The organism is Citrobacter sp. CK185, assembly GCF_030333565.1.
Classification (GTDB): domain Bacteria; phylum Pseudomonadota; class Gammaproteobacteria; order Enterobacterales; family Enterobacteriaceae; genus Citrobacter_B; species Citrobacter_B koseri.
The window spans coordinates 1-26115 of sequence record NZ_JAOWFR010000001.1 but is presented as its reverse complement, the minus strand read 5'-3'; the positions used below and the strand labels follow the sequence as shown (position 1 = coordinate 26115).

General features: G+C 53.5%; 25 protein-coding genes. 17 read left to right on the top strand and 8 right to left on the bottom strand.

What is annotated here, in order from left to right; all coding sequences use genetic code 11:
• Positions 1-3: 3 nt before the first annotated feature.
• From rseP to tilS, 13 genes are all read left to right on the top strand, one after another.
• Complete coding sequence (gene rseP, locus OGV79_RS00125; protein ID WP_012133981.1) at positions 4-1356, top strand: sigma E protease regulator RseP; 1353 nt, start codon at positions 4-6, stop codon at positions 1354-1356.
• Positions 1357-1387: 31 nt separating this feature from the next.
• A complete protein-coding gene (gene bamA, locus OGV79_RS00120) occupies positions 1388-3817 on the top strand; it encodes an outer membrane protein assembly factor BamA (RefSeq protein WP_012133980.1) in 2430 nt (809 codons plus the stop codon).
• 122 nt (positions 3818-3939) lie between these two features.
• Complete coding sequence (skp, locus tag OGV79_RS00115; protein ID WP_024130685.1) at positions 3940-4425, top strand: molecular chaperone Skp; 486 nt, start codon at positions 3940-3942, stop codon at positions 4423-4425.
• Positions 4426-4428: 3 nt separating this feature from the next.
• Positions 4429-5454 carry a UDP-3-O-(3-hydroxymyristoyl)glucosamine N-acyltransferase gene (lpxD, locus tag OGV79_RS00110; RefSeq protein WP_114847936.1) on the top strand — a complete coding sequence of 342 codons (1026 nt, stop codon included), beginning with the start codon at positions 4429-4431 and terminating at the stop codon, positions 5452-5454.
• A 103-nt stretch (positions 5455-5557) separates the two neighbouring features.
• Entirely contained in the window at positions 5558-6013 is a 456-nt protein-coding gene (gene fabZ / locus OGV79_RS00105; RefSeq protein WP_003018528.1) for a 3-hydroxyacyl-ACP dehydratase FabZ, read from the top strand.
• Positions 6014-6016: 3 nt separating this feature from the next.
• A complete protein-coding gene (gene lpxA, locus OGV79_RS00100) occupies positions 6017-6805 on the top strand; it encodes an acyl-ACP--UDP-N-acetylglucosamine O-acyltransferase (protein WP_024130684.1) in 789 nt (262 codons plus the stop codon).
• The gene (gene lpxB, locus OGV79_RS00095) at positions 6805-7953 is read left to right on the top strand and encodes a lipid-A-disaccharide synthase (protein WP_047458808.1); all 1149 of its coding nucleotides are present in this window, start codon (positions 6805-6807) and stop codon (positions 7951-7953) included. The genes lpxA and lpxB overlap by 1 nt, the downstream gene beginning before the upstream one ends.
• Positions 7950-8546, top strand: a complete 597-nt coding sequence (gene rnhB / locus OGV79_RS00090; protein WP_012133974.1) for a ribonuclease HII — start codon at positions 7950-7952, stop codon at positions 8544-8546. The genes lpxB and rnhB overlap by 4 nt, the downstream gene beginning before the upstream one ends.
• 36 nt (positions 8547-8582) lie before the next feature.
• Positions 8583-12065, top strand: a complete 3483-nt coding sequence (gene dnaE, locus OGV79_RS00085) for a DNA polymerase III subunit alpha (protein WP_024130683.1) — start codon at positions 8583-8585, stop codon at positions 12063-12065.
• Positions 12066-12077: 12 nt separating this feature from the next.
• Positions 12078-13037 (top strand): acetyl-CoA carboxylase carboxyl transferase subunit alpha, encoded by a 960-nt coding sequence (gene accA / locus OGV79_RS00080; RefSeq protein ID WP_012133972.1) that lies wholly within the window; start codon positions 12078-12080, stop codon positions 13035-13037.
• 129 nt (positions 13038-13166) lie between these two features.
• A complete protein-coding gene (ldcC, locus tag OGV79_RS00075; RefSeq protein ID WP_199976532.1) occupies positions 13167-15305 on the top strand; it encodes a lysine decarboxylase LdcC in 2139 nt (712 codons plus the stop codon).
• Between the two features lie 59 nt (positions 15306-15364).
• A complete protein-coding gene (locus tag OGV79_RS00070) occupies positions 15365-15754 on the top strand; it encodes a VOC family protein (protein WP_199976536.1) in 390 nt (129 codons plus the stop codon).
• Positions 15755-15816: 62 nt separating this feature from the next.
• A complete protein-coding gene (tilS, locus tag OGV79_RS00065) occupies positions 15817-17133 on the top strand; it encodes a tRNA lysidine(34) synthetase TilS (protein WP_248623363.1) in 1317 nt (438 codons plus the stop codon).
• 83 nt (positions 17134-17216) lie between these two features.
• Here the strand turns inward: tilS and rof are convergent, their stop codons facing one another.
• Together rof and OGV79_RS00055 are read right to left on the bottom strand one after the other, a co-directional pair.
• Entirely contained in the window at positions 17217-17477 is a 261-nt protein-coding gene (gene rof / locus OGV79_RS00060; protein ID WP_024130681.1) for a Rho-binding antiterminator, read from the bottom strand.
• On the bottom strand, positions 17464-17664 hold the full coding sequence (locus tag OGV79_RS00055; RefSeq protein ID WP_012133967.1) for a YaeP family protein: 201 nt from the start codon (positions 17662-17664) through the stop codon (positions 17464-17466). The genes rof and OGV79_RS00055 overlap by 14 nt, the downstream gene beginning before the upstream one ends.
• 199 nt (positions 17665-17863) lie before the next feature.
• On the opposite strand from OGV79_RS00055, the gene OGV79_RS00050 reads away from it, so the two are divergent.
• The 3 genes from OGV79_RS00050 to nlpE are packed head-to-tail and all read left to right on the top strand — an operon-like array spanning position 17864 to position 19563.
• Positions 17864-18409 (top strand): YaeQ family protein, encoded by a 546-nt coding sequence (locus OGV79_RS00050; protein ID WP_047458789.1) that lies wholly within the window; start codon positions 17864-17866, stop codon positions 18407-18409.
• Positions 18406-18828: an alternative ribosome rescue aminoacyl-tRNA hydrolase ArfB gene (arfB, locus tag OGV79_RS00045; RefSeq protein WP_012133965.1), complete on the top strand. Its 423-nt coding sequence runs from the start codon at positions 18406-18408 to the stop codon at positions 18826-18828. The genes OGV79_RS00050 and arfB overlap by 4 nt, the downstream gene beginning before the upstream one ends.
• A 30-nt stretch (positions 18829-18858) precedes the next feature.
• Complete coding sequence (nlpE, locus tag OGV79_RS00040; RefSeq protein ID WP_286466626.1) at positions 18859-19563, top strand: envelope stress response activation lipoprotein NlpE; 705 nt, start codon at positions 18859-18861, stop codon at positions 19561-19563.
• A gap of 59 nt (positions 19564-19622) precedes the next feature.
• Here nlpE and proS read toward each other — a convergent pair whose 3' ends face one another.
• The 6 genes from proS to metN form a co-directional block, all read right to left on the bottom strand.
• Positions 19623-21341 (bottom strand): proline--tRNA ligase, encoded by a 1719-nt coding sequence (gene proS, locus OGV79_RS00035; protein WP_012133963.1) that lies wholly within the window; start codon positions 21339-21341, stop codon positions 19623-19625.
• 110 nt (positions 21342-21451) lie between these two features.
• A complete protein-coding gene (gene tsaA / locus OGV79_RS00030) occupies positions 21452-22159 on the bottom strand; it encodes a tRNA (N6-threonylcarbamoyladenosine(37)-N6)-methyltransferase TrmO (RefSeq protein WP_286466624.1) in 708 nt (235 codons plus the stop codon).
• Positions 22156-22560, bottom strand: a complete 405-nt coding sequence (gene rcsF / locus OGV79_RS00025) for an envelope stress sensor lipoprotein RcsF (protein ID WP_012133960.1) — start codon at positions 22558-22560, stop codon at positions 22156-22158. The genes tsaA and rcsF overlap by 4 nt, the downstream gene beginning before the upstream one ends.
• Before the next feature lie 118 nt (positions 22561-22678).
• Positions 22679-23494: a methionine ABC transporter substrate-binding lipoprotein MetQ gene (metQ, locus tag OGV79_RS00020; RefSeq protein ID WP_012133959.1), complete on the bottom strand. Its 816-nt coding sequence runs from the start codon at positions 23492-23494 to the stop codon at positions 22679-22681.
• A gap of 39 nt (positions 23495-23533) precedes the next feature.
• Positions 23534-24187: a methionine ABC transporter permease MetI gene (locus tag OGV79_RS00015; RefSeq protein ID WP_012133958.1), complete on the bottom strand. Its 654-nt coding sequence runs from the start codon at positions 24185-24187 to the stop codon at positions 23534-23536.
• Positions 24180-25211 carry a methionine ABC transporter ATP-binding protein MetN gene (gene metN, locus OGV79_RS00010; RefSeq protein ID WP_012133957.1) on the bottom strand — a complete coding sequence of 344 codons (1032 nt, stop codon included), beginning with the start codon at positions 25209-25211 and terminating at the stop codon, positions 24180-24182. The genes OGV79_RS00015 and metN overlap by 8 nt, the downstream gene beginning before the upstream one ends.
• A gap of 189 nt (positions 25212-25400) precedes the next feature.
• Here metN and gmhB point away from each other — a divergent pair, with 189 nt between their 5' ends.
• Positions 25401-25967, top strand: coding sequence for a D-glycero-beta-D-manno-heptose 1,7-bisphosphate 7-phosphatase (gene gmhB / locus OGV79_RS00005; protein ID WP_047458784.1), 567 nt, complete (start codon positions 25401-25403; stop codon positions 25965-25967).
• Positions 25968-26115: the final 148 nt, after the last annotated feature.

Genomic DNA, 26115 nt, shown 5'->3' with positions numbered 1-26115 from the left:
TTTATGCTGAGTATTCTCTGGAATCTGGCTGCATTCATCGTCGCACTGGGTGTGCTTATCACCGTGCATGAATTTGGTCATTTCTGGGTTGCCCGGCGCTGCGGTGTTCGTGTCGAGCGCTTTTCTATCGGTTTTGGGAAAGCGCTTTGGCGGCGTACCGATCGATACGGTACGGAATATGTGATCGCCATGATTCCCCTCGGCGGTTACGTCAAAATGCTGGATGAGCGCGCTGAGCCGGTTGTGCCGGAACTGCGCCACCACGCTTTCAACAATAAAACCGTGGGACAGCGGGCGGCGATTATCGCCGCAGGTCCGATTGCAAATTTTCTTTTCGCTATTTTTGCCTACTGGCTGGTTTTTATCATCGGCGTCCCTGGCGTTCGTCCGGTGGTTGGTGAAATAACACCCAACTCGATTGCCGCCCAGGCGCAAATTCTTCCTGGTACGGAACTTAAAGCCATTGATGGCATCGAAACCCCTGATTGGGATGCGGTGCGCTTACAGCTGGTGTCCAAAATCGGCGATGAGCGTACGACAATCAGCGTGGCGCCGTTCGGCAGTAATCAGCGCCAGGATAAAACGTTAGATTTGCGCCACTGGGCATTTGAGCCAGACAAAGAAGATCCTGTATCTTCTTTAGGGATTCGGCCGCGTGGTCCACAGATCGAACCGGTGCTGTCAGAAGTGCAAGCGAACTCCGCTGCAAGTAAGGCGGGTTTGCAAGCAGGCGACAGGATCGTTAAAGTCGATGGTCAGTCGTTAACGCAATGGATGACGTTTGTGACGCTTGTGCGCAACAATCCAGATAAGCCGTTAGCGCTGGAAATTGAAAGGCAGGGGAGTTCCTTGTCTTTGACGTTAATCCCGGATACAAAGCCGGTTAACGGAAAGGCAGAAGGTTTTGCGGGTGTTGTGCCTAAAATTATTCCTCTGCCGGATGAGTACAAGACTGTACGCCAGTATGGGCCATTCAGCGCCATCCTCGAAGCCACGGACAAGACGTGGCAGTTGATGAAGCTGACGGTCAGTATGCTGGGAAAATTGATAACCGGTGATGTGAAACTGAACAACCTCAGTGGGCCGATTTCTATCGCTCAGGGGGCTGGGATGTCAGCGGAATTTGGGGGCATTTATTACCTGATGTTTCTTGCGCTTATCAGCGTGAACTTAGGGATAATCAACCTGTTTCCGCTGCCCGTTCTTGACGGGGGGCATCTGCTGTTCCTGGCGATTGAAAAGCTGAAGGGCGGGCCGGTATCCGAGCGGGTTCAAGACTTTAGTTACCGCATTGGCGCGATTTTGCTGGTGTTGTTAATGGGGCTTGCACTTTTCAATGATTTCTCTCGGTTGTAAGAGAGTTAGTTAGGAAGAACGCATAATAACGATGGCGATGAAAAAGTTGCTCATAGCGTCGCTGCTGTTTAGCAGCGCCACCGTATACGGTGCTGAAGGGTTCGTGGTGAAGGACATTCATTTCGAAGGCCTACAGCGAGTCGCCGTTGGTGCGGCCCTCCTCAGTATGCCGGTGCGCACAGGCGACACGGTTAATGATGAAGATATCAGTAATACCATTCGTGCTCTGTTCGCCACTGGCAACTTCGAGGATGTCCGCGTCCTGCGCGATGGTGATACGCTTCTGGTTCAGGTAAAAGAACGTCCGACGATTGCCAGCATCACTTTCTCCGGTAACAAATCGGTGAAAGATGACATGCTGAAGCAGAACCTTGAGGCGTCTGGCGTGCGTGTTGGCGAATCACTGGATCGCACCACGCTCTCTGATATCGAAAAAGGACTGGAAGACTTCTACTACAGCGTTGGTAAATACAGCGCCAGCGTAAAAGCGGTCGTCACGCCGTTGCCGCGTAACCGTGTGGACCTCAAACTGGTGTTCCAGGAGGGTGTATCGGCGAAGATCCAACAGATCAATATCGTCGGCAACCATGCCTTCAGCACTGACGAACTCATTTCTCACTTCCAACTGCGCGACGAAGTGCCGTGGTGGAACGTCGTGGGCGATCGTAAATACCAGAAACAGAAACTGGCTGGCGACCTTGAGACGCTGCGCAGCTACTATCTGGATCGCGGTTATGCCCGTTTCAACATCGATTCGACGCAGGTCAGCCTGACGCCGGATAAGAAAGGCATCTACATCACCGTTAATATCACCGAAGGCGATCAGTACAAGCTTTCCGGTGTGCAGGTGAGCGGTAACCTGGCTGGACACTCCGCCGAGATTGAGAACCTGACGAAGATCGAACCAGGTGAACTCTATAACGGCACCAAAGTGACCAAAATGGAAGACGACATCAAGAAACTTCTTGGTCGTTATGGCTATGCCTACCCGCGCGTGCAGTCGCAGCCTGAAATCAACGATGCCGACAAAACCGTTAAATTACGTGTGAACGTTGATGCGGGTAACCGTTTCTACGTGCGTAAGATCCGTTTTGAAGGCAACGACACCTCGAAAGATTCCGTCCTGCGCCGCGAAATGCGCCAGATGGAAGGGGCATGGTTAGGCAGCGATCTGGTCGATCAGGGTAAAGAGCGTCTGAACCGTCTGGGTTACTTCGAAACCGTCGATACCGACACGCAGCGCGTTCCGGGCAGCCCGGACCAGGTTGACGTCGTCTATAAAGTGAAAGAGCGTAACACCGGTAGCTTTAACTTCGGTATTGGTTACGGCACAGAAAGCGGCGTGAGCTTCCAGGCGGGCGTTCAGCAGGATAACTGGTTAGGTACGGGTTATTCCGTGGGTATTAACGGGACCAAAAACGACTACCAGACCTATACTGAACTGTCTGTCACTAACCCATACTTCACCGTTGATGGCGTCAGCCTCGGCGGCCGTATCTTCTATAATGACTTCCAGGCAGATGATGCGGATCTGTCCGACTATACCAACAAAAGTTATGGTACAGACGTTACGCTGGGCTTCCCGATTAACGAGTACAACACGCTGCGTGCAGGTTTAGGTTATGTACATAACTCCTTGTCCAACATGCAGCCGCAGGTTGCCATGTGGCGTTACCTGAACTCGATGGGTGAATATCCGTCCAATACGAATGACCGCAACTCATTCAGTGCTAACGACTTCACCTTCAACTACGGTTGGACTTATAACAAGCTGGACCGTGGCTTCTTCCCGACGGAAGGTACGCGTGTCAACCTGAATGGTAAAGTGACCATCCCGGGCTCTGATAACGAATACTACAAAGCGACGCTGGATACCGCGACCTATGTGCCGATCGATGACGATCACAAATGGGTGGTTCTGGGTCGTACTCGTTGGGGTTATGGTGACGGTATTGGCGGCAAAGAGATGCCGTTCTATGAGAACTTCTATGCCGGTGGCTCAAGCACTGTGCGTGGCTTCCAGTCCAATACTATCGGTCCAAAAGCGGTGTACTACCCGGCGAGCAGCCGTCATGACGGTGATGACGACTACGATAACGATTGTAAGAGCACTGAAACTGCGCCATGTAAGTCTGATGACGCAGTAGGCGGTAACGCTATGGCTGTCGCCAGCCTCGAATTCATCACCCCGACGCCGTTTATTAGCGACAAGTACGCTAACTCGGTTCGTACCTCCTTCTTCTGGGACGTAGGTACTGTCTGGGATACGAACTGGGATTCGAACGCGTATGCCGGTTACCCGGACTACAGCGATCCGAGTAATATCCGTATGTCTGCTGGTATCGCATTACAATGGATGTCCCCATTGGGGCCGTTGGTCTTCTCCTACGCCCAGCCGTTCAAAAAGTACGATGGAGACAAATCGGAACAGTTCCAGTTTAACATTGGTAAGACCTGGTAATTGTTCTGTGCAAAGGAATGTAATGGTAGTGTAGCGATGACTTTTGGCGATCTCGTCTGAGATCGCCTGGCCACGCAAAGAACTGTGCCTGCGGGCACAAATGGGATGGTAAGGAGTTTATTGTGAAAAAGTGGTTATTAGCTGCAGGTCTCGGTTTAGCGATGGTAACGTCCGCACAGGCTGCTGACAAAATTGCGATCGTTAATATGGGTAGCCTGTTCCAACAGGTCGCACAGAAGACGGGTGTTTCTAACACGCTGGAAAACGAGTTCAAAGGCCGTGCCAGCGAATTGCAGCGTATGGAAACCGATCTGCAATCTAAAATGCAGCGTTTGCAGTCCATGAAAGCAGGTAGCGAACGTACTAAGCTGGAAAAAGACGTGATGGCTCAACGCCAGACTTTCTCTCAGAAAGCCCAGGCTTTTGAACAGGATCGCGCGCGTCGTTCCAACGAAGAGCGTGGCAAACTGGTTACCCGTATCCAGACTGCTGTGAAATCCGTTGCTAACAGCCAGAGCATCGATCTGGTCGTTGATGCCAACACCGTTGCTTATAACAGCAGCGACGTGAAAGACATCACTGCTGACGTACTGAAACAGGTTAAATAAGTAATGCCTTCAATTCGACTGGCTGATTTAGCAGAGCAGTTGGATGCAGAATTACACGGTGATGGCGATATCGTCATCACCGGCGTTGCGTCCATGCAATCTGCGCAAACAGGCCACATCACGTTCATGGTGAATCCTAAATACCGTGAACACTTAGGCGTATGCCAGGCTTCTGCCGTTGTCATGACGCAGGACGATCTTCCTTTTGCTAAGAGTGCAGCGCTGGTAGTGAAGAACCCCTACCTGACGTATGCGCGAATGGCGCAAATTTTAGATACCACGCCGCAGCCAGCGCAGAATATTGCACCGAGTGCAGCGATCGATGCGACAGCGATGCTGGGTAACAATGTTTCAGTTGGCGCGAATGCGGTCATTGAGTCTGGCGTAGAACTGGGCGATAACGTGATTATCGGCGCAGGTTGCTTCGTCGGGAAAAACACAAAAATCGGTGCAGGTTCGCGTCTGTGGGCGAATGTAACGATTTACCACGACATTCAGATCGGTGAGAATTGCCTGATCCAGTCGAGCACTGTCGTCGGCGCAGACGGTTTTGGTTACGCTAACGATCGGGGTAACTGGGTGAAGATCCCGCAGCTTGGTCGCGTCATTATTGGCGATCGTGTTGAGATCGGCGCCTGTACGACGATTGACCGTGGCGCGCTGGATGACACTGTGATCGGCAACGGCGTTATCATTGATAACCAGTGCCAGATTGCACATAACGTTGTGATTGGCGACAATACGGCGGTTGCCGGTGGCGTCATTATGGCGGGCAGCCTGAAGATTGGCCGTTACTGCATGATTGGCGGGGCCAGCGTGATTAACGGGCATATGGAAATATGCGATAAAGTCACGGTGACGGGTATGGGGATGGTCATGCGTCCTATCACTGAGCCTGGCGTCTATTCTTCAGGCATTCCGTTGCAGCCTAACAAAGTATGGCGTAAAACCGCTGCACTGGTGATGAACATTGATGATATGAGCAAGCGTCTCAAAGCGATTGAGCGCAAGGTTAATCAACAAGACTAGCGTTCCACCTGTAGTGCCATCCTTTTACGGCCTGTCACATTCATATGATTGCGGCAGGCCGTGTTATTATTGCCTTTTAGTATATTTGGACAGGAAGAGTATTTTGACTACTAACACTCATACTCTGCATATTGAAGAGATTTTAGAACTTCTGCCGCACCGTTTTCCGTTTTTGCTGGTTGACCGTGTGCTGGACTTTGAAGAAGGTCGTTTTCTGCGCGCAGTGAAGAATGTCTCCGTAAATGAGCCTTTCTTCCAGGGCCATTTCCCGGGTAAACCGATTTTTCCGGGTGTGCTGATTCTGGAAGCGATGGCGCAGGCAACAGGGATTCTGGCGTTTAAAAGCGTTGGAAAACTGGAGCCGGGTGAACTGTATTACTTCGCGGGTATTGACGAAGCGCGCTTTAAGCGTCCTGTCGTGCCTGGCGATCAGATGATCATGGAAGTGACTTTCGAGAAAACGCGCCGTGGCCTGACCCGCTTTAAAGGGGTTGCTCTGGTCGATGGCAAAGTTGTGTGCGAAGCAACCATGATGTGTGCTCGTAGCCGGGAGGCCTGATACGTGATTGATAAATCCGCCTTTATTCATCCAACCGCCATTGTGGAAGACGGCGCCTGTATTGGCGCTAATGTTCATATTGGTCCTTTTTGTATTGTTGGACCCCATGTCGAAATTGGTGAGGGTACCGTACTGAAGTCTCACGTTGTCGTGAATGGCCATACAAAAATTGGTCGCGATAACGAGATTTATCAGTTCGCCTCCATCGGTGAAGTAAACCAGGATCTGAAATATGCTGGCGAGCCGACCCGTGTGGAAATTGGCGATCGTAACCGCATTCGCGAAAGCGTCACCATTCATCGTGGCACAGTGCAGGGTGGTGGGTTGACGAAGGTGGGCAGCGATAACTTACTGATGATCAATGCCCATGTGGCGCACGATTGTACAGTAGGCAACCGCTGTATTCTGGCCAATAACGCTACGCTTGCGGGCCACGTTTCGCTGGATGATTTTGTCATCATCGGCGGCATGACCGCAGTGCACCAGTTCTGCACCATTGGCGCGCATGTGATGGTTGGCGGCTGTTCTGGCGTTGCCCAGGACGTTCCGCCGTACGTTATTGCTCAGGGCAATCACGCGACGCCGTTTGGCGTCAACATCGAAGGGCTGAAGCGTCGCGGTTTCACCCGCGAAGCGATCACCGCGATCCGCAACGCTTACAAAGCGTTGTACCGCAGCGGCAAAACGCTGGATGAAGCTAAACCGGAAATTGCCGAACTGGCGAAGCAGTACCCGGAAGTGCAACTCTTTAGCGATTTCTTTGCCCGCTCAACGCGCGGTCTGATTCGTTAATGGCGGAACAGCGTCCCTTAACGATAGCCCTGGTCGCCGGAGAAACCTCCGGCGATATTCTTGGTGCAGGCTTAATTCGCGCGCTGAAGACGCGTGTGCCCAACGCGCGTTTCGTCGGCGTGGCGGGGCCGCGTATGCAGGCTGAAGGCTGCGAAGCCTGGTATGAGATGGAAGAGCTGGCGGTAATGGGCATTGTTGAAGTGCTTGGTCGCCTGCGTCGCTTATTGCATATTCGTGCCGATTTGACCCGCCGCTTTACCGAGCTTCAGCCGGATGTTTTTGTCGGCATTGATGCGCCGGACTTCAATATCACCCTTGAAGGCAACCTGAAAAAGCAGGGCATAAAAACCATCCATTATGTCAGTCCGTCCGTCTGGGCGTGGCGACAGAAACGCGTTTTCAAAATAGGCAGATCCACCAATATGGTGCTGGCTTTTCTGCCTTTCGAAAAAGCGTTTTACGACAAGTTTAACGTGCCATGCCGTTTTATCGGGCATACGATGGCGGACGCTATGCCGCTGGACCCGGATAAAAACGCCGCGCGTGATGTGCTGGGAATCTCGCATGATGCACACTGCCTGGCGCTACTGCCCGGTAGCCGTGGCGCGGAAGTGGAGATGCTCAGCGCGGATTTCCTGAAAACCGCGCAGCTGCTGCGTCAGACCTATCCTGACCTTGAAGTTGTCGTACCGCTGGTGAACGCCAAACGCCGCGAGCAGTTTGAGCGCATTAAAGCTGAGGTTGCGCCGGAGCTTTCCGTGCATCTGCTCGACGGAATGGGACGTGAAGCGATGGTGGCCAGCGACGCCGCATTGCTGGCGTCTGGTACGGCGGCGCTGGAGTGTATGCTGGCGAAATGCCCGATGGTGGTGGGGTATCGGATGAAACCCTTTACCTTCTGGCTGGCGAAGCGCCTGGTAAAGACCGATTATGTTTCGCTGCCTAATCTGCTGGCGGGAAGAGAATTAGTCAAAGAGCTGTTGCAGGAAGAGTGTGAGCCGCATGCGCTTGCAGAGGCCTTGCTGCCGCTGCTGGCGAATGGCAAAACCAGCCATGCGATGCATGACACCTTCCGCGAGTTGCACCAGCAAATCCGTTGCAATGCCGATGAGCAAGCGGCGGACGCTGTCCTGGAGTTAGCACAATGATCGAATTTGTTTATCCGCATACGCAGTTGGTCGCGGGTGTGGATGAAGTTGGACGCGGCCCGCTGGTCGGCGCGGTGGTGACGGCCGCTGTGATCCTCGATCCGGCTCGCCCAATCGTGGGTCTCAATGATTCCAAGAAGCTCTCAGAAAAGCGCCGTCTGGCGCTGTATGATGAAATCAAAGAAAAAGCGTTAAGCTGGAGTCTGGGACGCGCGGAACCTCATGAAATTGATGAGCTAAATATTTTGCACGCCACGATGCTGGCGATGCAGCGCGCCGTTGCCGGTTTGCATATTGCGCCGGAATATGTGCTGATTGACGGCAACCGCTGTCCGGCACTGCCCGTGCCCTCTATGGCGGTGGTGAAAGGCGACAGCCGTGTGGCCGAGATCAGCGCGGCATCTATTATTGCGAAAGTGACGCGCGATGCCGAAATGGCGGCGCTGGACGGTATTTTCCCACAGTATGGTTTTGCCCAGCACAAAGGGTATCCGACCGCTTTTCATCTGGCGGCGCTTGCTGAACATGGTGCGACGGAGCATCATCGACGTAGTTTTGCTCCTGTCAAACGCGCCCTGGGACTTGCGTCCTGATTCTTGTGTCGAGATTAAGTAAACGGGAATCTGAAGATGTCTGAACCACGTTTCGTCCACCTGCGGGTGCACAGCGACTACTCCATGATCGATGGGCTGGCGAAAACCGGGCCGCTGGTAAAAAAGGCGGCCGCGTTAGGCATGCCTGCGCTGGCGATCACCGATTTTACCAACCTTTGCGGTCTGGTGAAGTTCTACGGAACGGGCCACGGCGCAGGGATTAAGCCCATTGTCGGCGCTGATTTCCATGTTCGCGGCACTCCGCTGGGAGATGAACTTTGCCAGTTGACCGTGCTGGCGGCAAATAATACGGGCTATCAGAATCTTACTCTGTTGATCTCAAAAGCCTATCAGCGTGGCTACGGCGCAGAAGGGCCGGTGATCGACAGGGAATGGCTGACTGAATTAAAAGACGGTCTGATTTTGCTTTCCGGTGGCCGGATGGGCGATGTGGGCCGCAGTTTGTTGCGCGGCAACAGTGCGCTAGTGGACGAATGCGTCGCCTTCTATGAAGAACATTTCTCCGACCGCTACTATCTGGAGCTGATCCGCACGGGTCGGCAGGATGAGGAAACGTATCTGCATGCGGCGGTTGAGCTGGCGGAAACGCGTGGCTTGCCGGTTGTCGCAACGAATGATGTCCGCTTTATTAACAGCGAGGACTTTGACGCGCACGAAATCCGCGTGGCTATTCACGATGGTTTTACGCTCGACGATCCTAAACGCCCGCGTAACTATTCGCCACAGCAATATATGCGTAGCGAAGACGAGATGTGCGAACTGTTCTCCGACATCCCGGAAGCGCTGGAAAACAGCGTTGAGATTGCCAAACGCTGTAACGTGACCGTCCGTCTGGGCGAATACTTCCTGCCGCAGTTTCCGACGGGGGACATGACCACCGAAGACTTCCTGGTCAAGAAATCGAAAGAAGGTCTGGAAGAACGTCTCGAATTCCTGTTCCCTGACGAAGCGGTGCGTAAAGAGAAGCGTCCCCCCTATGACGAACGTCTGGACATTGAACTTCAGGTTATTAACCAGATGGGGTTCCCAGGCTACTTCCTCATCGTGATGGAGTTTATCCAGTGGTCGAAAGATAACGGCGTACCGGTAGGGCCGGGGCGCGGTTCCGGTGCGGGGTCGCTGGTGGCCTATGCGCTGAAAATTACCGACCTTGATCCGCTGGAATTCGACCTGCTGTTCGAACGTTTCCTTAACCCGGAACGTGTCTCCATGCCTGACTTCGACGTTGACTTCTGTATGGAGAAACGCGACCAGGTTATCGAACACGTAGCGGATATGTACGGCCGCGATGCGGTATCTCAGATTATTACCTTCGGTACGATGGCGGCGAAAGCGGTTATCCGCGACGTGGGGCGCGTGCTGGGGCATCCGTACGGTTTCGTGGATCGTATCTCGAAGCTGGTGCCGCCTGACCCGGGCATGACGCTGGCGAAAGCGTTTGAGGCGGAACCGCAACTGCCGGAAATTTACGAGGCGGATGAGGAAGTTAAAGCGCTGATCGATATGGCGCGCAAGCTGGAAGGCGTCACGCGTAACGCCGGTAAGCACGCCGGTGGCGTGGTTATCGCGCCGACCAAAATCACCGATTTTGCGCCGCTGTACTGTGATGAGGCCGGTCAGCACCCGGTAACGCAGTTTGATAAAAACGACGTGGAATACGCAGGGCTGGTCAAATTCGACTTCCTGGGGCTGCGCACGCTCACCATCATTAACTGGGCGCTGGAGATGATCAACGCCCGCCGCGAGAAGAATGGCGAACCGCCGTTGGATATCGCGGCGATCCCGCTGGATGACAAGAAAAGCTTCGACATGCTGCAACGCTCGGAAACCACGGCGGTCTTCCAGCTTGAATCCCGCGGCATGAAAGATCTGATTAAGCGTCTGCAACCTGACTGCTTCGAAGATATGATCGCGCTGGTGGCGTTGTTCCGCCCCGGCCCGTTGCAGTCGGGCATGGTGGATAACTTCATCGACCGTAAGCATGGCCGTGAAGAGATTTCCTATCCAGACGTGCAATGGCAGCATGAAAGCCTGAAACCCGTACTGGAGCCGACCTACGGCATCATCCTGTACCAGGAACAGGTTATGCAGATTGCCCAGGTGCTTTCCGGTTACACCCTTGGCGGCGCGGATATGCTGCGTCGTGCGATGGGTAAGAAAAAGCCGGAAGAGATGGCGAAACAACGTTCCGTCTTTGAAGAGGGCGCCAGAAAGAACGGTATCGACGGCGAACTGGCGATAAAAATCTTCGACCTGGTGGAAAAGTTCGCCGGGTACGGGTTTAACAAATCGCACTCCGCCGCCTATGCGCTGGTGTCTTACCAGACGCTGTGGCTGAAAGCGCACTACCCGGCAGAGTTTATGGCGGCGGTAATGACCGCCGATATGGACAACACCGAAAAAGTGGTCGGTCTGGTGGATGAATGCTGGCGCATGGGGCTTAAAATCCTGCCGCCGGATATCAATTCAGGGCTGTATCACTTCCACGTTAACGACGATGGCGAAATTGTTTACGGCATCGGCGCGATCAAAGGCGTGGGTGAAGGCCCGATTGAAGCTATCATCGAGGCGCGCAATAAAGACGGTTACTTCCGCGAACTGTTTGATTTATGTGCCCGCACGGACACGAAAAAGCTCAACCGCCGGGTACTGGAAAAACTGATTATGTCCGGGGCGTTTGACCGCCTTGGGCCGCACCGCGCCGCGCTGATGAACTCGCTGGGCGACGCGCTGAAAGCCGCCGATCAGCATGCCAAAGCGGAAGCGATCGGGCAGGCGGATATGTTTGGCGTACTGGCGGAAGAGCCGGAACAAATTGAACAATCCTATGCCAGCTGCCAGCCGTGGCCGGAACAGGTGGTGCTGGACGGGGAACGTGAAACGTTGGGGCTTTACCTGACGGGGCACCCTATCAATCAGTATTTAAAAGAAATTGAGCGCTATGTCGGAGGCTACCGGCTGAAAGACATGCATCCGACAGAACGTGGTAAAGTCACCACGGCTGCGGGGCTCGTGATTGCTGCAAGGGTTATGGTCACCAAGCGCGGCAATCGTATCGGCATCTGTACGCTGGATGACCGCTCTGGACGTCTGGAAGTTATGCTGTTTACCGACGCTCTGGATAAATATCAGCAATTGCTGGAAAAAGACCGCATACTTATCGTCAGCGGACAGGTCAGCTTTGATGACTTCAGCGGCGGGCTTAAAATGATGGCCCGTGAAGTCATGGATATTGACGAAGCCCGGGAAAAATATGCTCGCGGGCTTGCTATCTCGCTGACGGACAGGCAAATTGATGACCAGCTTTTAAACCGACTCCGTCAGTCTCTGGAACCCCACCGCTCGGGGACAATTCCAGTACATCTCTACTATCAGAGGGCGGATGCACGCGCGCGGTTGCGTTTTGGCGCGACGTGGCGTGTCTCTCCGAGCGATCGTTTGCTAAACGATCTCCGTGGCCTCATTGGTTCGGAGCAGGTGGAACTGGAGTTTGACTAATACAGGAATACTATGAGTCTGAATTTCCTTGATTTTGAACAGCCGATTGCAGAGCTGGAAGCGAAAATCGATTCTCTGACAGCGGTAAGCCGCCAGGACGAGAAACTGGATATTAATATCGATGAAGAAGTGCATCGTCTGCGTGAAAAAAGCGTAGAACTGACGCGCAAAATCTTTGCCGATCTTGGCGCATGGCAGGTTGCTCAACTGGCGCGCCATCCGCAACGTCCATACACCCTGGATTATGTTCGCCTGGCGTTTGATGAATTTGACGAACTGGCGGGCGATCGCGCCTATGCGGATGATAAAGCTATCGTCGGCGGCATCGCGCGTCTGGATGGTCGTCCAGTGATGATTATTGGTCATCAGAAAGGCCGTGAAACGAAAGAGAAAATCCGTCGTAACTTCGGCATGCCGGCACCTGAAGGGTACCGCAAAGCGCTGCGTCTGATGGAAATGGCTGAGCGTTTCAACATGCCGATCATTACCTTTATCGACACCCCAGGCGCTTACCCTGGCGTGGGGGCGGAAGAACGCGGTCAGTCTGAAGCGATCGCCCGTAACCTGCGTGAAATGTCACGCCTGAGCGTACCGGTGATTTGTACCGTTATCGGCGAAGGGGGTTCCGGCGGCGCGCTGGCGATTGGCGTGGGCGATAAAGTGAATATGTTGCAGTACAGCACCTATTCCGTTATCTCCCCGGAAGGTTGTGCGTCCATTCTGTGGAAAAGCGCGGACAAAGCGCCGCTGGCTGCCGAAGCGATGGGTATTATCGCGCCGCGCCTGAAAGAGCTGAAGCTGATTGATTCCATCATTCAGGAACCGCTGGGTGGCGCGCACCGTAACCCGGAAGCGATGGCGGCTTCTCTGAAAGCGCAACTGCTGGCCGATCTCGCCGATCTCGACGTGTTGAGCAAAGACGATTTGAAAAACCGTCGTTATCAGCGCCTGATGAGCTACGGCTACGCGTAAATATCATCAATGCCCGATGGCGCTTGCGCTTATCGGACATGGAGTAAAAAGGGTCACATTTTGTGGCCCTTTTTTTTATCTGCGGTTTGACCAGGCTATGATTAGCTAAGGTTTTTCCAGGAGGAACGCATGAATATCATTGCCATCATGGGGCCGCATGGCGTTTTTTATAAAGACGAACCCATCAAGGAACTTGAGCTTGCCCTACAGTCGCAGGGGTTTCAGATTATCTGGCCGCAAAATAGCGTCGACCTGCTGAAATTCATTGAACACAATCCGCGAATCTGTGGCGTCATTTTTGACTGGGATGAGTACAGCCTCGATTTGTGTAGCGATATCAACCAGCTAAATGAATACCTGCCGTTGTATGCGTTTATCAATACGCATTCGACGATGGATGTCAGCGTGCATGATATGCGTATGGCACTGTGGTTTTTTGAATACGCGCTCGGCCAGTCAGAAGATATTGCGACGCGCATCCGCCAGTATACGAATGAATACCTTGATAACATCACGCCGCCGTTCACCCGGGCGCTGTTTACCTATGTGAAAGAGGGAAAATACACCTTTTGCACGCCGGGGCATATGGCGGGAACCGCTTACCAGAAAAGCCCGATTGGCTGTCTGTTTTATGACTTCTTCGGGGGGAATACGCTAAAAGCGGATGTGTCTATTTCCGTGACCGAACTGGGGTCGCTGCTGGACCATACCGGGCCGCACCTGGAGGCGGAAGAGTATATTGCCCGCACCTTCGGCGCCGAGCAGAGTTATATGGTGACCAACGGCACCTCCACATCGAACAAAATTGTCGGCATGTACGCGGCGCCGTCGGGCAGCACGCTGCTGATTGACCGTAACTGCCATAAATCTCTCGCGCACCTGTTGATGATGAGCGATGTGGTGCCCATCTGGCTGAAACCCACGCGCAACGCACTCGGTATTCTGGGGGGCATTCCTAAGCGTGAATTTACGCGTGAGAGTATTGAACATAAGGTTTCGGAGACGGCGCAGGCGCAGTGGCCGGTACATGCGGTTATCACCAACTCGACCTATGACGGCCTGCTGTACAACACCAACTGGATTAAACAAACGCTGGATGTCCCTTCGATCCATTTCGACTCGGCCTGGGTGCCCTATACCCATTTTCACCCGATTTATCAGGGGAAAAGCGGGATGAGCGGCGAGCGGGTGCCGGGAAAAGTCATCTTCGAAACGCAGTCGACGCATAAAATGCTGGCGGCGCTGTCTCAGGCATCGCTTATTCACATTAAAGGGGATTACGATGAAGATACCTTTAATGAAGCGTTTATGATGCACACCTCAACATCGCCAAGCTACCCCATTGTGGCGTCGATTGAGACGGCTGCGGCAATGCTGCGTGGCAATCCGGGTAAACGATTGATCAATCGCTCCGTGGAGCGGGCGCTTCATTTTCGCAAAGAGGTACAGCGGCTGCGCGAAGAGTCAGAAGGCTGGTTCTTTGATATCTGGCAACCGGAAGAGGTGGATGAAGCGGAATGCTGGCCCGTTGCGCCCGGCGAGGAGTGGCACGGTTTTACCGATGCGGATGCCGACCATATGTTTCTCGATCCGGTGAAAGTCACCATTTTGACGCCCGGTATGGATGAGCAGGGCAACATGAGCGAGGAGGGGATTCCCGCCGCGCTGGTGGCGAAGTTCCTTGATGAGCGCGGCGTGGTGGTAGAAAAAACCGGGCCTTATAACCTGCTGTTCCTGTTCAGTATTGGTATTGATAAAACCCGGGCGATGGGGTTGCTGCGCGGCCTGACGGAGTTTAAACGCGCTTACGATCTTAATCTGCGCGTTAAAAATATGCTGCCGGATCTGTACGCCGAAGATCCAGATTTTTATCGTAATATGCGGATTCAGGATCTGGCGCAGGGTATCCATAAACTGATCCGCCAGCACGATCTTTCCGGGTTGATGCTACGGGCGTTCGACACATTGCCCGAAATGAAAATGACGCCGCATCAGGCCTGGCAGAGGCAGATAAAAGGCGAAGTGGAGACCATCGCGATTGATCAACTGGTGGGGCGTATTTCCGCCAGTATGGTGCTGCCGTATCCGCCTGGCGTGCCGTTGCTGATGCCGGGGGAGATGATCACCGAAGCGAGCCGTGCGGTACTCGATTTTCTGCTGATGCTGTGTTCCATCGGCCACCATTACCCTGGCTTTGAGACCGATATTCATGGCGCAAAACAGGATGAGGATGGCGTTTACCGAGTGAGAGTCTTAAAAACGGCATGATGGCTTGCCCTCGCGACGGCAAGGCGGGTAACGTGCTGATAACACATTAAGGAGACGCTATGCTGGGATTAAAACAGGTTCACCATATTGCGATTATTGCGACGAATTATGCGGCGAGCAAAACGTTTTATTGTGACGTACTGGGCTTCACGCTGTTGAGTGAAGCGTACCGGGAAGAACGTGATTCCTGGAAAGGCGACCTGGCGTTAAACGGGCAATATGTGATTGAGCTTTTTTCTTTTCCCTTCCCGCCTGCGCGACCGAGCCGACCGGAGGCCTGCGGTCTGCGGCATCTGGCGTTCAGCGTGGAAGACGTAGACAAAGCGGTAGCGCATCTGGAGGCGAACAACGTTAAATGCGAGCCGGTTCGCGTTGACCCGTTTACGAATAAACGTTTTACCTTTTTCAACGATCCAGACGGACTGCCGCTCGAACTGTATGAGCAGTAAAGCTTGTCATCACGGTTTCTGCCCGGTAACGTGCCGGGCAGTGCCACAGTTAAGCAATGATCATGACAACACTCACCCTGAACGCCTCACTCCTGCCATACCGCCAGATTCTGGTGGCCTTTAGCGGTGGGCTGGATTCTACCGTACTGCTGCATCAACTGGTGCAATGGCGAGAACAGCAGCCTGATGTCACGCTGCGCGCCATCCATATTCATCATGGGTTAAGCTCCCATGCCGATAGCTGGGTGACGCATTGCGAGACAGTGTGCCAGCAGTGGCAGGTGCCGCTGGTTGTCCGACGAGTGCAGCTTCAGGATGAGGGGCTGGGTATTGAGGCTCAGGCGCGCCAGGCGCGATACGCGGCCTTTGCGCAGGTGCTGCATCCCGGTGAAGTCCTGGTCACGGCCCAGCATCTTGACGATCAATGTGAAACGTTTCTGCTGGCGTTGAAGCGCGGCAGCGGCCCGGCGGGATTGTCCGCTATGGGGGAACGCTCGTCGTTTGCCGGAACGCAGCTGATCCGCCCGCTACTTGGGGAAACCCGTGCGGCGCTGGAGCAGTGGGCAAAACGCTATGCGCTGCGCTGGATTGAGGATGAAAGCAATCAGGATGATGCCTACGATCGTAATTTCCTGCGCCTTAGGGTGCTGCCGCTGCTGCAACAACGCTGGCCGCATTTTGCTGAAGCGACTGCCCGTAGCGCCGCGCTTTGCGCAGAACAGGAGCGCCTGCTGGATGAGCTTCTGGCAGAGGATTTAGCGGGCTGTATCACCGCTGATGGAGCATTGCAGTTAGCGCCGTTAATGGCGATGAGCGGCCCGCGACGTGCTGCGCTATTGCGCCGCTGGCTGGCCGCGAAGCATGCGCCGATGCCTTCCCGCGACGGGCTGGAACGTATCTGGCAGGAGGTGGCGCTGGCGCGTGAGGACGCCGCTCCCTGTTTGCGCTTTGGCGAGTACGACATTCGCCGTTATCAGTCACAGCTATGGTGGATAAAATCCGTTACCGGCCAAAGCGCGACGGTGATCCCGTGGTCATCGTGGCAAACACCGTTATCGCTGCCCGTTGGACTTGGGACGGTGCGGCTCGTTCCAGGAGGCGACCTGCGCATGCCGCGTGCCGACGAGCCGGTTAGCATACGCTTTAAGGCATCTGGGTTACTGCATATTGTCGGGCGCAATGGCGGGCGTAAGCTAAAGAAAATCTGGCAGGAGCTGGGCGTACCGCCCTGGCGGCGGGATACCACGCCGCTGCTGTTTTATGGCGAGACGTTGATTGCTGCCGCAGGTATTTTTGTTACCTGTGATGGTCTGGCGGAGGAGGGAGCAGGCGTCAGGCTGGAATGGAAGGAAGAGACGTCGTCATCGCGTAATGCCTGATGGCGCCGCGCTTATCAGGCCTACGTATCGCATGGAAAGTAGGCCGGATAAGGTGCTTGCACCGCCATCCGGCAACAAAAGAATCAGGATTCGCTGACGATTACAGTACCGATTTGTGGATGACTGAAGCTGGTAATTTTGTCCAGACGCAGCTCGCGTGTTTCACCGGCGACATCCGCGATCAGATATTCCACGTTTTTGCGCGACACCAGATCGTTGGCTTTCGCCTGTAAAACTTCTCCATCCTTAAGTTCCAGCGTCAGTAACAGATGATGCTGGCAGGCGAGCTCAAGATTGTCGTAATCATCGCAGTTGATGGGTTGATACGTTTCATTCATTGACATAATCGCTCACCAGTAAGTTCGCGGCAGCATATGCCGCCTTTTCCCTGACCGACTCTGAAAGGGCATCGTCTGCTGCCACTTCATTAAGCACTTTCAATACACAACCCAGCGCATCCGGGACATACCCTAAGTCTCCGCTGGCGATTTCCGCATACCGCTTGCGTATTAACTCACAATATTTTTCCACATGCCCTCCTGTCAGCACTCTGACTTAACCGTGGATGCAAGTCTAAGCCTACGAAGATAAACTCTGTTTAGCAAGGTGACTATAACATACCCATCCAGGCAATATCAGCAGGTTGACGGCGCAGGTATACGACATCCGTTAACAGCCTTTTGACGCAGATTTCGCTACAATGTGTCCCTGATTCGAAAGGAGTTCTCTCATGGCGCTTAAAGCGACGATTTATAAAGCCGTAGTCAATGTGGCGGATCTTGACCGCAACCAGTTTCTTGACGCGGCATTGACGCTGGCGCGTCACCCTTCTGAAACGCAGGAGCGCATGATGTTGCGCCTGCTGGCCTGGATTAAATATGCCGATGAGCGCCTACAGTTCACGCGTGGTCTGAGTGCAGAAGATGAGCCTGAAGCATGGCTGCGTAACGACCATCTGGGGATTGATTTATGGGTTGAGCTGGGGCTGCCGGATGAGCGCCGCATTAAGAAAGCCTGTACCCAGGCTGCGGAGGTTGCGCTGTTTGCCTATAATAGTCGTGCCGCGCAAATCTGGTGGCAGCAGAACCAGAGTAAATGCGCGCAGTACGCTAACCTGTCTGTGTGGTATCTGGATGATGAGCAACTGGCGAAACTGAGTGATTTTGCCGGCCGAACCATGACGTTACAGGCAACGATTCAGGATGGCGCCATCTGGCTGTCGGATTCTCAGAATAATCTGGAAATTCATCTGACTGCATGGCAACAGCCTTCATGATTGTCATCTCCCGAAATGTCTCGATTCCCGACAATGAGCTGGAAATCACAGCCATTCGTGCGCAGGGAGCGGGTGGACAGCACGTTAATAAGACCTCAACGGCTATCCATTTGCGCTTTGACATTCGGGCCTCTGGCCTGCCAGAGTATTATAAGGAACGTTTGTTGGCTGCCAGCCATCATCTTATTAGCAGCGATGGCGTCATTATTATCAAGGCGCAGGAGTATCGCAGCCAGGAGCTCAACCGGGAGGCGGCTATCGCCCGGCTGGTGGCAGTCATCAAAGAATTAACCGCAGTGCAAAAAAGCCGACGGGCAACCCGCCCTACGCGCGCGTCGAAAGAACGCAGGTTGTCATCGAAGGCACAAAAATCCACAGTGAAGGCGCTTCGCGGTAGAGTTCGTCGTCCTCAGGAGTGACGAGCGGGGATAACATTTCATAAGGAATTTATGGTGAAAACAGCGATATTGTCAGTAGCGGCAGCATGTACGCTCTTTGCCTTGATCGGATGTAATAATCGTACTGAAGTGGAGGCGCTACAGCTGACGCAGACGGCAGAATTAAAACCGATGCAGCAAAGCTGGCGTGGCGTATTGCCTTGCGCAGACTGTGAAGGGATCGAAACCTCTTTGTTCCTGGAAAAAGATGGAACATGGGTGATGAATGAACGTTATCAGGGCGTTCGTGAAGAACCCTCTTCGTTTGCCTCGTATGGCACCTGGGCGCGTACAGCCGATAAACTGGTATTGACCGACAGCAAAGGCGAGAAGTCTTACTATCGTGCGAAAGGCGACGCTCTGGAAATGCTTGATCGTGAAGGTAATCCGATTGAGTCGCAGTTTAATTACACGCTTGAGTCGGTGTCTGCCAGTTTGCCCGTAACGCCAATGCCGGTGCGCGGCATGTATTTCTATATGGCGGATGCGGCGACCTTTACCGATTGCGCTACCGGGAAACGCATGCCGGTGGCGAACAATGCTCAGCTGGAACGTGATTATCTGGCGGCACGAGGCGCTGCGGAAAAACCGGTATTATTAACGGTGGAAGGTCACTTTACGCAGGAAGCCAACCCGGATACGGGCGCGCAGGTAAAAACGCTGGTGGCCGATAAAGAGATTAAATTCGTTCCTGGACAGGATTGTTCCAGCAAGTAATTGCGGTATCGACCCCGTCTGGACATTAAAAAACCCCGCTAATGCGGGGTTTTTTGTGTTTAGCCTTTGATGGCTTTCACCAGGAAATCGACGATCTCGCCAGTTTTAATCAACTGCTTCTCGCCGTTACGACGGTATTTGTATTCAATATCGTCGTTGTCCAGGTTACGGTCGCCCAGCACGATAGTGTGCGGGATGCCGATCAGTTCCATATCCGCGAACATGACGCCCGGACGCTCTTTACGGTCATCCATCAGCACTTCGATGCCTTGTGCGCGCAGTTCGCCGTACAGTTTTTCCGCCAGTTCCTGCACCCGGAAGGACTTGTGCATATTCATCGGCAGAATGGCAACCTGGAATGGCGCGATGGCGTCAGGCCATACAATACCGCGTTCGTCGTAGTTCTGCTCAATCGCCGCCGCCACCACGCGCGTTACCCCGATACCGTAGCAACCCATCGTCAGGATCTGGTTACGACCATCTTCACCCTGTACGGAGGCTTTCAGCGCTTCGGAATACTTGGTGCCCAGCTGGAAGATATGACCCACTTCGATGCCGCGTTTAATCAGCAGCGTGCCCTGGCCGTCCGGGCTTGGATCGCCTGCCACGACGTTACGGATATCAGCGACTTCTGGCGTCGCGACATCGCGATCCCAGTTGATGCCGAAGTAGTGCTTACCGTCGATGTTGGCGCCTGCCGCGAAATCGCTCATTACTGCAACGGTACGGTCGATCACCACCGGAACCGGCATATTCACCGGGCCGAGAGAACCCGGGCCGGCTTTCACCAGCGCACGAATCTCTTCTTCTGTGGCGAAGGTCAGTGGGCTGGCAACCTGCGGCAGTTTTTCCGCTTTCACTTCATTCAGTTCGTGATCGCCACGTACCAGCAGAGCAACCAGCGGGTAGCTGCTTCCTTCAACCGCTTTCACCAGCAGCGTTTTGACGGTTTTCTCAATCGGCAGATTGAACTGCTCAACCAGCTCCGCGATGGTTTTCGCATTTGGCGTATCAACCAGCGTCATCTCCTGGCTGGCAGCCGCGCGCGGCGCTTTCGGCGCAACGGCTTCGGCGAACTCAATGTTAGCCGCGTAGTCAGAAGAATCAGAGAAGATCACATCATCTTCACCGCTTTGCGCCAGTACCTGGAACTCGTGGGATGCGTTACCGCCGATAGACCCCGTGTCTGCCTGTACCGCGCGGAAATCCAGGCCCATACGGCTGAAGATTTTGCTGTAAGCGGCATACATCGCGTCGTAAGTTTCCTGTAGCGATTCCTGAGAGGTATGGAAAGAGTAGGCGTCTTTCATCAGGAACTCGCGGGAACGCATTACGCCGAAACGCGGACGTACTTCGTCACGGAATTTGGTCTGGATCTGGAAGAAGTTCAGCGGCAGCTGTTTGTAAGAGCTGAGTTCGTTACGAATCAGGTCGGTGATAACTTCTTCGTGAGTCGGGCCGAGTACGAACGGACGCTCGCCACGGTCAACAAAACGCAGCAGTTCCGGGCCGTACTGTTCCCAACGACCACTCTCTTGCCACAGGTCAGCAGGCTGAACCACTGGCATTGACACCTCGATGGCACCGGCGTTATTCATCTCTTCACGCACGATGTTTTCGACTTTTTTCAGGACGCGCAGGCCAGTCGGCAGCCAGGTATATAACCCGGAGGCGAGCTTGCGGATCATCCCGGCGCGCAGCATCAGCTGATGGCTGATAACCTCGGCGTCGGCAGGTGTCTCCTTCAGAGTGGAGAGCAGATATTGGCTAGTACGCATGTTGTTACGGTTCCAGTTGGACGATCGAACAGGCTCAACGCGAGCCTGACACAAAAAAAGTGATTTAGTTTACCAGCGAGAAAGGGATGTCAAAAGAGAAGGGCGTGAAATTAGCGGGGTTCCAGCGCAAAGACTTCAAAACCCTCTTCGGTGACGCGCCAGCGCACGTTGAAATCGTGCAGCCAGACGGCGTACGTTTTACCTGTCTCTTCACCTTTACGATAGGCGGGACGCGGATCTTGCGCCAGCACTTCGCCGATAAATGTTTTCAGTTGCGGGTAACGTTGTTCAAGCCGTGAAAGCTGTTGGTCAATGTCGGCCGTGAAGCTGACGTGCATCTCTGCCACAGGCGCCTGTTGCGCGTAGCTGGCCGTTGCGCCCGGTAATGACTCGGCAAACGGCAGGTAGGGTTTGATATCAATAACCGGTGTGCCATCAACCAGATCCAGACTGCCCAGCTTCAGGATGACTTTATCTTTCTGACAGACAATCTCTTTCAATTCAACCAGCGACATGCCGACAGGGTTAGGGCGAAAGGTGGAGCGGGTCGCGAAGACGCCCATCCGGGCATTGCCGCCGAGACGGGGAGGGCGAACCGTCGGGCGCCATCCGCCCGCCATCGTCTGATGAAAGACGAAGATCACCCATAAATGGCTGAACGCTTCCAGACCGCGAACGGCATCGGCTTGATTATAGGGCGCAACAAGATGCAGTTCGCCGTCGGCGCTTTTTACCAGACCTGGCTGGCGCGGGACGGCGAACTTTTCTTTATAGGGGGAGCGAATAACGCCTATTTGCTCGAACTGAAAACTGCTCATTTAGCCGAGATGTTAAGGGCGGAACCGATGCAAACAGCCTGACGGTAGCAGCCTGGCGTTCCACTGGTGACTTCGCAGCTGTGCAACAGTACAGCATTCGCCTTCATTTTAGAGGCGTTAATCTGCATGCGTTTACGTGCCGTCGGGATGCTCGGCGGGGAATCCTGATTAGATGCCTGGCAGGAGTCACCGCTGACTTCGCCAAGATCGCGGAACGGTTTACCCACTAACTCTTCGGCGTTGGTGTAAATTCGGACCGGTGCGGCACGCGGCGCTTTCGGTTTTTCCGACTCCGCTTTTGGCGGGGTTGCGGTGCTTTGAACGGGTTCAACAGGGGATCTGCTTAGCATGGAACAACCGCCCAGCATGAGTGCCAATAAACAGATCGGTAAAGCACGCATAATATTTCCTCAATGAATGATCTAATCGTCAGATATTGAATCAGGAGCTTGCATAAATGACAAGACGGGCAAGCGCCCGTCCTGAATGATATTACAGATTGTGGAAACCGCCTAAAAATTACCAGCCTTTAACAGCACCGCCGTTGAAGACTTTATTCGCGGCTTCGTAGACTTCGTCAGACTGATAAGCCTGAACGAATTTCTTCACGTTCTCTGCGTCTTTATTGTCTTCACGCGTTACGATCAGGTTAACGTACGGGGAATCTTTATCTTCCACGAAGATACCGTCTTTTGCCGGCGTCAGGTCAATCTGGCTGGCGTAAGTGGTGTTAATCACGGCCAGGGCAATTTGCGCATCGTCCAGAGAGCGCGGCAGTTGCGGTGCTTCCAGCTCAACAATTTTCAGGTTCTTCGGGTTTTCGGTCACGTCCAGAACGGTCGGCAGCAGGCCAACGCCATCTTTTAGTTTGATTAATCCTACTTTCTGCAACAGCAGCAGTGAACGACCAAGGTTAGTCGGATCGTTTGGTACGGCTACCTGAGAACCATCCTGTAGCTCATCAAGTGATTTGATTTTTTTGGAATAACCGGCAATCGGATAAACAAAGGTATTGCCAACGGCAACCAGCTTATAACCGCGATCTTTGATCTGCTGATCCAGGTACGGCTTGTGCTGGAAAGCGTTCGCGTCGATATCGCCTTTGCTTAACGCTTCGTTCGGTAATACGTAGTCGTTGAACGTCACCAGCTCAACATCCAGACCGTATTTTTCTTTCGCTACTTTTTGCGCGACTTCCGCAACCTGTTGTTCAGCGCCGACAATCACGCCCACTTTGATGTGGTTCGGATCTTTTTCATCCTGGCCGCAACCCACAAGTGCCAGAGAACCAATCAGGGCTCCCACTGCCGCAAAGGTTTTAAATTTGAACGCCATGCTTATTTCCTTAATGAGTCATTTGTGTTGTGTTTAATGTTACTTGTGCGTCACTGCCCGAACGATGCGATCGCCGGATAACTGAATTAAATAAACCAGAACGACCAGTAATACCAGCACCGTATTCATCACGGTAGCATTGTAGCCAATGTAACCATACTGATAGCCAATCTGACCGAGTCCGCCAGCGCCAACGGCGCCGCCCATAGCAGAGTAGCCCACCAGGGTGATCAGGGTAATGGTTGCGGCATTGACCAGACCCGGTAATGCTTCCGGCAGCAGCACCTTACGCACGATTTGCAGCGGCGTGGCCCCCATCGCACGGGAGGCTTCGATCAATCCGGTTGGGATTTCCAGCAATGCGTTTTCCACCATGCGGGCGATAAACGGCGCGGCGCCGACGGTTAACGGCACAATCGCCGCCTGCAAACCGATGGAGGTGCCGACAATCACACGGGTAAACGGAATCATCCATACCAGTAAGATAATGAACGGGATAGAACGGAAGATATTGACGACCGCAGAGAGTGTGCGGTAGAGCTTCGCGTTTTCAATAATTTGCCCTGGACGCGTAACGTACAGCAGTACGCCAACCGGCAGACCAATAACAAAACCAAAAAAGCCGGATACAAAAGTCATTGCCAGCGTTTCCCAGACGCCGCGCGCCAGTAACCACATCATCGCCTCAGACATAACCCAGTACCTCTACTTTCACATGGTGTTCCTGCAACCAGGCAATTGCGGCTTGCGTCTCTTCTTGCGTGCCGTGCATTTCCGTCAGCATAATGCCGAACTTCACGCCGCCTGCGTAATCCATCTGCGCGCTAATAATGTTGTTGTTCACATTGAAGCGGCGGGCCGTCTCAGACAGCAGCGGGGCGTCTACGGATTGTCCGGTAAATTCCATACGCAGCATGGGGACGCTGTCCGCATACGGCTCCGCTTTTAAACGTTCCAGATAATCTTCCGGGATATCCAGATGCAACGTGGACTGGATAAACTTCTGCGCCAGCGGCGTTTTTGGATGGGAGAACACTTCGCTGACCGTATCCTGCTCAATCAGTTCTCCGTTACTGATAACTGCGACACAATCGCAAATGCGCTTAACCACATCCATCTCATGAGTAATAAGAAGAATGGTCAGGCCAAGGCGACGGTTAATATCTTTCAACAGTTCCAGAATCGAACGGGTCGTTGCCGGATCGAGTGCGCTGGTGGCCTCGTCGCACAGCAGGACTTTGGGATTGCTGGCTAATGCGCGAGCAATCGCCACACGCTGTTTCTGACCGCCGGAAAGGTTGGCCGGGTAGCTGTCGTGCTTATCGCCGAGCCCTACCAGATCCAACAGCTCTGTGACGCGGCGTTTAATCTCGTCTTTCGGCGTATTGTCCAGTTCCAGCGGCAACGCCACGTTGCCAAAAACGGTACGTGAAGCTAACAGGTTAAAATGCTGGAAAATCATGCCAATCTGGCGACGGGCTTTCGTCAACTCAGATTCAGAAAGGGTGGTCAGCTCCTGGCCGCCAACCAATACGCTCCCTTCCGTGGGACGTTCCAGCAGATTCACACAGCGAATGAGTGTGCTTTTACCGGCGCCGGAGGCGCCAATAACGCCATAAATTTGTCCGGCAGGGACATGCAGGCTGACGTTGTTCAGCGCCTGAATGGTGCGAGTCCCCTGTTGGAACACTTTGGTGATATTCGAAAGTTTAATCATTGATTATTTATTATCGTAATTAAGTTAGCCGTGGCATTTTCTTCTGCCTGATACGGTCGAAGCCGTCAACAAAATGGATGTTAAGGCATCCAGACGTCTAAATCAATCAGGCTTTCGATGATGAGCACTTTCTTGCTCGCTGAAACATGCGATACTAACGGCACATGCCTTATTCAGGAGCTATAAAAGGTGGCAAAGTCCGTACCCGCAATTTTCCTCGACCGTGATGGCACTATTAATGTGGATCATGGTTACGTACATGAAATCGATGAGTTCGAGTTTATTGAAGGCGTCATTGACGCGATGCGTGAACTGAAAAAGATGGGCTTTGCGCTTGTCGTTGTTACAAACCAGTCTGGTATTGCGCGTGGTAAATTTACGGAAGCGCAGTTCGAGACGCTGACCGAATGGATGGACTGGTCGCTGGCGGACCGCGATGTCGATCTGGATGGCATCTATTATTGTCCGCATCATCCGCAGGGCAGCGTAGAAGAGTTCCGTCAGGCGTGTGATTGTCGTAAACCGCATCCGGGGATGCTTATCTCTGCGCGTGATTTTCTGCACATTGATATGGCCGCGTCTTATATGGTGGGTGACAAAATAGAAGATATGCAGGCGGCGGCAGCTGCAAATGTTGGTACGAAAGTATTGGTACGCACCGGTAAGCCCGTTACGCCCGAAGCAGAAAATGCGGCAGATTGGGTGTTAAATAGCCTTGCTGACCTGCCATCGGCGATAAGAAAGCAGCAAAAATAAGCGTTATGATTAAAAGATGAGCGGTTGAGATAAAAATGCATTTTTCCGCTTGTCTTCCTGAGACGACCCCCTATAATGCGCCTCCATCGACACGGCGGATGTGAATCACTTCACACAAACAGCCGGTTGATTAAAGAGAAAAATCCTG